This window comes from Moorena sp. SIO3I6, assembly GCF_010672095.1.
This window is the reverse complement of the sequence record NZ_JAAHHU010000242.1, coordinates 1-7,458: the sequence shown is the minus strand read 5'-3', so window position 1 is coordinate 7,458 and position 7,458 is coordinate 1. Positions and strand designations below refer to the sequence as shown.

2 protein-coding genes are annotated in these 7,458 nt (G+C 42.3%); both read left to right on the top strand.

Going from position 1 to position 7,458, the window contains the following annotated elements:
• On the top strand, positions 1–1,404 hold a 1,404-nt coding region (locus F6K49_RS32670; protein ID WP_293103337.1), incomplete at its 5' end, for a SagB family peptide dehydrogenase.
• Positions 1,401–7,458: HAD-IIIC family phosphatase (locus F6K49_RS32665; RefSeq protein ID WP_293103335.1), on the top strand; the 6,058-nt coding region annotated here is incomplete at its 3' end. The genes F6K49_RS32670 and F6K49_RS32665, both read left to right, overlap by 4 nt.

Genomic DNA, 7,458 nt, shown 5'->3' with positions numbered 1-7,458 from the left:
GAATTTCTCGGTCGCTCAGATTTCCAAGTTAAAATCAATGGCTATCGCGTTGAATTGGGTGAAGTTGAGGCTGCATTAAGCGAGCATTCTACTGTCAAGGAGGCTATTGTTGTTGTTCTTGGCGAGTCGGAACACAAGCGTTTAGTCGCTTATATTGTCCCCAGTCAGTCCTCTGTTGACAAAGCAAAGCTACCAGAAGGTTATCAACCTAGTCAAACAACAGGGGTAATACAAGACCCTGTGGAGAAAATTGAATTTAAACTCAAGCAACCAGGATTGCGTTCTCCATCTCCCACAAAAGAAACTATTTCTTTACCGCTCTCAGAATTTGATGAAGCTCAAAAAGAAGCTTACCTCAAACGTCAGAGTTATCGACAATTCTTGATGCAACCCCTTCCTTTAGAGGAGTTTAGCCAGTTTTTAAGCTGTCTGCTGCAAATGAAACTGGACGATTTTCCATTACCCAAATATCTTTATCCTTCTGCAGGAAATCTTTATCCTGTACAAACATATTTATTAATTAAGCCAGAACGGGTTTCGGGATTGTCAGGAGGTATCTATTACTATTGTCCTCGGGAGCATAATTTAGTATTTCTCAATCCTTGGAGCGATGTTGACAGCAGGATTTACGGTGGCAATCAACCGATTTTTGAGGAGTCTGCGTTTTCCCTCTTTTTGATTAGCAAACTTAGTGCCATTACTCCGATGTATGGGGAACTAGCTGAAAATTTCTGTTTCCTGGAGGCAGGGCACATGGGGCAACTATTAATGAATACAGCACCAAACTACCAGATTGGACTTTGTCCAATTGGCGGTCTTGAGTTTGACAAGCTACGAGATTTATTTGAGTTAGAATCGAATCAACGTCTAATTTATAGTTTTCTTGGAGGCAAGATTGACCCAGTTCAAACAAAACAGTTGTTCGGTAAATCTTCAAAGGACGACAGATCTATTCCACAACAACTAAACGAGCATTTACAAGGAAAATTACCCCAGTATATGCTCCCCAATGATTATGTGTTAATGGATGCCTTCCCTTTAACTGCAAATGGCAAAGTTAACCGCAAAGCTCTACCTGCCCCTGAGATATTAGTACAAGAAAGAATTTTTATACCCCCCAGTACTCCTATTGAAGAGAAGTTAGCTGGCATTTGGGCAACAATATTAGAGTTAGAAGTAAATCAAGTCAGTGTTAATGATAATTTCTTTGACATTGGTGGCAATTCCTTACTTGCTACTCAGCTAATCTCCAGAATTCGACAATTTTGCCAAGTCGATCTACCTCTGTCTGACTTCTTTGCAGAACCGACAATTGCTGGTTTGGTTGAACACATTGAAGTTCTTAGTTGGGTGGGACAAGATATACAATATTCAGAAACAAATATAGAGGAGATAGAATTATGAATAATCAAACAATTGTCAAGTTCCTTTCTCAACTGCGTAAACTAAATGTTCAAGTTTCATCTAACGGAGAAAAATTACGCTGTCAAGCTCCTGAAGGTGTGTTAACACCTGCACTGTCACAGCAGATAGCAGAACGCAAAGCAGAAATTTTGGCGTATTTGAAACAGGTCAGACAAGAAGAACATCAAAATCTTCCAGCCATTTCGGTTATCCCTAGAGATGAAAACTTACCGCTGTCTTTTGCTCAAGAAAGACTCTGGTTCATCAACCAACTTGAAGGGTCAACTGTTGCTTACAACTCGCCAGGAGTGCTCCGCATCAGCGGTAACTTGAACCTTAATGCCCTACAACAAGCATTATCAGACATAGTCCGTCGCCACGAAGTTCTACGTACCAGTTTCCAAACTGTTAATGGCACGCCAATACAGGTCATCGATCCGAAAGCCACCTTAAACCTCAAGATAGTGGACTTACAGGAAATAGAAGTTAAAGAACGGGAAACGGTACTCCAGCAACAAATACAACAAGAAATAACTAAGCCCTTTAAGCTGGAAAGAGCACCATTAATCAGATGCCGTTTATGGCAGTTAGATGGGACAGAATATGTATTTTCCCTAACAATGCACCACATCATTTCTGATGCTTGGTCAATAGGAATATTTATCCAAGAACTGTCTACCTTATATCGAGCTTTTACTCAGGGAGAACCATCCCCCTTGGCAAAATTACCAATTCAGTATGTTGATTTTGCTATGTGGCAAAGACAGTGGTTGAATGGAGGGGTTCTAGAAACTCAACTCAATTACTGGCGGAAGCAATTGGATGGTGCGCCAGATTTATTAGAATTACCCACTGACCACCCTCGTTCCTCAGTTCATACTTTCCGAGGTGCTCAACATTCAGTTATTCTCTCCAAATCTATCGTTACTTCCCTTAATGCCCTGGCCCAAAGTCAAGGCGTGACTCTATTTTCTATTCTGGTGACCGCTCTCAAGATCCTCCTGTTCAAGTGGACAGGACAAAGTGATATTGTTCTTGGTACAGTAATTGCTGGCCGAAATCGCTCCGAGCTTGAACCGCTCATTGGTTGCTTTATAAATTTCTTGGCTGTGCGTAACCATTTAAATGGTCAACAAAGAGCAGAGGAATTCCTACAACAAGTCGGAAAAAAAGTTGTCGAAGCTTACTCTAATCAGGATTGTCCCTTCCAGAAAATAATAGAAGCGCTTAATCCTGACCGCCAGCTGAGTCACAACCCAATTTATAATGTTGCTCTCCTATTGCAGAATTTTCCTTTAAAAGGATTTTTTAATGAAAATATTGAAGCTACTCCTATAGATATAGATCTTGAATCTTCACTTTTGGATTTAAGATTTGTAATTCTTGAGTCTTCAGAAAAAATGCGTATTGATTGCGAGTACAATACTGACCTGTTTGAGAGAGATACAATTAAACAGCTAGTCGAGGCTTATCAAGCGACCCTAGAGAAGTTAGTGCAGCAGTTAGATTCAAAGCTATCTGACTTTGAGCTATCGGCAGAACTTGAGGTTAAAGCTAAAGCAGCCAAGGCAAGAGATAAAAAGCAAAAGATTGCAATTGCAGCAACCTTTACTGCAGAGCCAGTTGAGGAGTCTCTCACCTTTTGGATGGAAGAACTCGATTTGCCCTCTGAGATTCAATTTGCCCCTTACAATCAGGTATTCCAGGAACTGCTTAATCCAGTCAGCCTTATTGCAACTAATCAAGATTGCGTTAATATTGTCTTAGTGCGTTTTGAGGATTGGCTGAGAAACCAAAAAACCTCGCAACTTAATGGTAACGCTGCTGGCAAGGAGGGTATTCTGACAGTTCTGGAACAACCTGACAAAAAAATAGAACAGATTGAGCAAAATGTCAGAGATATTGCTAGTGCTCTGAAGACTGCAGCTAGAGATTCGTCAACGCCTTACTTGGTCTGTATCTGTCCTCCATCAACTACTGCCGAATCAGAGGATATAGCTCTTTATCTGAGGATGGAGGAATTTTTGGCTTCTTATCTTGAGGAGCTAAGTAGCATTTACTTGGTAAAAAGCTCAGAATTGGTTTCTCTTTACCCAGTTTCAGATTATTACGACCCTCATGGAGACGAGCTCGGTCACATCCCCTATAAGCCGACTTTCTTCAGCGCTCTGGGGTCGATGCTTGCTCGGAAAATCCATGCTCTCAAGAGTATTCCCTACAAAGTGATTGTTCTCGACTGCGACGAGACTTTGTGGAAAGGTGTTTGTGGGGAGGATGGAGCAGCAGGAGTGGAAATAGATGCTCCTCACCAAGCCCTGCAGGAATTCATAGTAACCCAGCAAAGGGCAGGAAAACTAATCTGTCTGTGTAGTAAGAATCAAGAGGTAGATGTATGGGCTGTATTTGAACACCATGATTCAATGCCTTTAAGAAAGGAACATCTGGTTTCCTGGCGTATTAACTGGAAATCTAAGTCGGAGAATTTGAAAGCTTTAGCCCAAGAGCTGCAACTGGGGCTGGACAGCTTTATCTTTATTGATGACAACCCAATTGAGTGTGCGGAAGTCCAAGCTAATTGTCCAGAAGTATTAACCATTCAATTACCTACTGATAGCAGGCATATTCCTGATTTTATCAAGCATATTTGGGCTTTCGACCAGTTAAAGGTGACGGCTGAAGATGCAGCACGGACAGATTATTATCGCCAGAATGTAGAGCGAGAGAAAGTGCGTCATGAGTCACTCACCTTTGAGGAGTTTCTTGACGGACTGGAATTGCGGGTAAAGATCGATCCCCCCCAACTCCATCAACTCCCTAGGGTAGCGCAGCTAACACAGCGAACGAATCAATTCAATCTGACAACTATTAGGCGCTCTGAAGGGGATGTTAAAGAATTCTGTGCATTAGAAAAGCAAGAGTGTTTGGTGGTAGAGGTCAAGGATCGCTTTGGCGATTATGGTTTGGTAGGGGTGCTGATGTTTGAGTTGGGTGCTGATGTTTTGAGAGTGGACAGCTTTTTACTAAGCTGTCGGGTGTTAGGCAGGGGCGTTGAGCATCAGATGCTTGCCAAGTTAGGAGATATTGCTAGCGATCGCGGGCTTATTCATGTTGACGTTCCGTATATTCCTACTCAAAAAAATAAGCCAGCACTTGATTTCCTCGAAAGTGTTAGCAGGGAAGGTAAGGAGAATAAAGGTGAGGGTTTCCTATTCAAATTTAAGGTAGATGAGATAAAAGAGTTGACTTTCTCACCAGGTCAATTTGGAGGGATCGCCACCAAGAAATTACCAACGCAGAAAGACGTTAGCACTATTGTGCAGTACCAATTAAAATCTGGGCGATATGAAAGAATTGCCACAGAACTACGTCAGGCCGTCCAGGTGCTCAAAGTAATTGAGGAGCGCAAGCAGAAAGAGCGACCAGAGTTAAAAGGAGTTTTTGTTGCCCCTCGCAACCAAGGTGAAGAAATGATAGCTGGGATTTGGAGAGATGTCCTGAAGCTAGAGCAGGTGGGGATCAATGATAACTTCTTTGAATTGGGAGGACATTCCCTACTCGCAACCCAATTAATTGCCAAACTTAGAGAAGCTTTTGAGTTAGAACTTCCCTTACGGACAATCTTTGAATCGCCAACAGTAGCAAAACTTGACCAAACTATAAAAGAAAAACAATTAAATCAAGAAACATTATCTGAATCGAGACCATTAAATTTCGATTTTCCCATAGCTATTGCTTCACCATCGGAGCTGCACGAGCCTTTCCCTCTTACAGAAATACAACAAGCTTATTGGTTGGGACGCCAGGATGCTTTTGAACTAGGAAACATATCGACCCATACCTATATTGAATTTGATTGTAAAAATCTTGATCTGGATCATCTCTCCCAAGCTTGGCAGCGAATCATCAACCACCATGAGATGTTAAGAATGGTAGTACTGTCCGATGGCCAGCAACAAATTTTACCTCACGTTCCAGATTACCAAATTGAAGTATTTGATTTGGACGGGCATTCAAAAGACAGTATTAATGCTCATTTAGAGACCACTCGACAGCAAATGTCTCATGAAGTTTTTGATGCTGACTCTTGGCCTTTGTTTAAGATTTGCGCTACAAAGCTAGATGGCGATCGTTATCGTTTGCATTTTAGTTTTGATGCCTTAATTGCAGACGTATGGAGTCTAATGATACTGGAGCAACAATGGGTAGAAATTTATTTTAATCCACAGACAGAGCTTCCTAAGGTAGACCTATCATTCCGCGATTATATACTTGCAGACCTGAGACTTAAAGAAACATCGCACTACCAAAACTGTCAAAAATATTGGTCGGACCGAATTGCTACACTCCCTTCAGCACCAGAACTACCTCTTGTCCAACTACCCTCTGCTCTTAAAAAACCTCGATTCAAACGATTTAGTGCTGAGCTTGCAGCTCGAGACTGGCAAAGATTGAAAAGCAAAGCTCATGAAATTAATTTGACGGCTTCTGGAATTTTGCTAGCAGCTTTTAGCGATGTCTTAAGCTATTGGAGTAAGTCCCCTCACTTTACCATCAATCTTACACTTTTTAATCGTCTACCTTTGCATCCCCAAGTAAATCAGATTGTTGGTGACTTTACATCCCTCACCCTGCTAGAGGTTGATAACTCTGTAGCGGCTACCTTTGTTGAGCGTGCCCAACGCCTACAGGGAAGATTGTGGGAGGATTTAGACCATAGCTATGTCAGTGGTGTTGAAGTGCAGCGAGAGCTACGACGTCAACGAGGCACTTATCAAGCCATGGGGGTTGTTTTTACGAGTACTCTAGGATTTAGTAATATATCTGAGCAAAATTGGTTGGCTAACCATTTGGGTGAAATGGTCTATTGCATCACTCAAACCCCACAAGTTTGGCTTGACCATCAACTCAGAGAAGAAGAAGGGGCTTTGTTATTCAACTGGGATGTTATCGAAGAACTATTCCCTGCTAACCTCCTAGATGACATGTTTAATAGCTATTGCAATTACCTCAAGCAATTGGCTACTGACGAAACAATTTGGATGGAAAAATATCCTTCTCTACTTCCACCACAGCAACTAGACGTTATACACCAACTAAACCAAGTCGATCGGGTTCAGACCGTAACGTCTCAGCAGACATTGGATAATTTGTTTGTGCAACAGGTGAAACAACGGGGAGGATCACTTGCTGCGATCGCACCAGAATTATGCCTAACTTACGAACAGTTATACCAACATGCTGTCAAACTAGGACATCAGTTGCGGTCTCTGGGCGCAACTACTGGCACCCACATTGCTGTAGTTATGAGCAAGGGATGGGAACAGATTGTTGCCGTGTTGGGAGTATTGATGGCTGGTTGCACGTATGTACCTATCGATCCAGGGTTGCCACAACAACGTCAATGGTCGCTTCTAACACAAGCACAAATCCAGTTGGTTGTCACTCAAGAGGCACTGTACCAAAGTCTTTCGTGGCCAGAAGAAATTGAGTGTGTACATGTTGAGTATAACCCTCACATAGAAGTGCAGAAAACCTTAGAAATATTGCACCAGCCTGAGGATTTAGCTTATATCATCTATACCTCTGGTTCGACGGGCATCCCTAAGGGTGTAATGATCGATCATCAAGGAGCGGTTAATACAATTATCGACATCAATCAGCGCTTTGGTGTTACCGCTGATGACCGAGTTCTAGCAGTCTCTGCTCTAAATTTCGACCTGTCGGTGTATGACATTTTTGGAACCTTAGCAGCGGGAGGGACAATTGTTATACCAAATGCAGCAAAAGCTAAAGATCCCGCACATTGGCTCTGGTTAATCAACGCCCACCAGGTAACGGTTTGGAACTCAGTACCAGCACTGATGCAGATGTTAGTGGAGTACACTTCGAGCCAAGGGACACAACCGCATCATTCACTACGACTGGCTTTGTTATCGGGTGATTGGATACCGTTGAATTTGCCGCAGCAAATCAAAGCTACATGGACAGATATAGAATTAGTTAGCCTAGGTGGAGCAACAGAAGCTTCAATTTGGTCGATTTATTATCCGATAA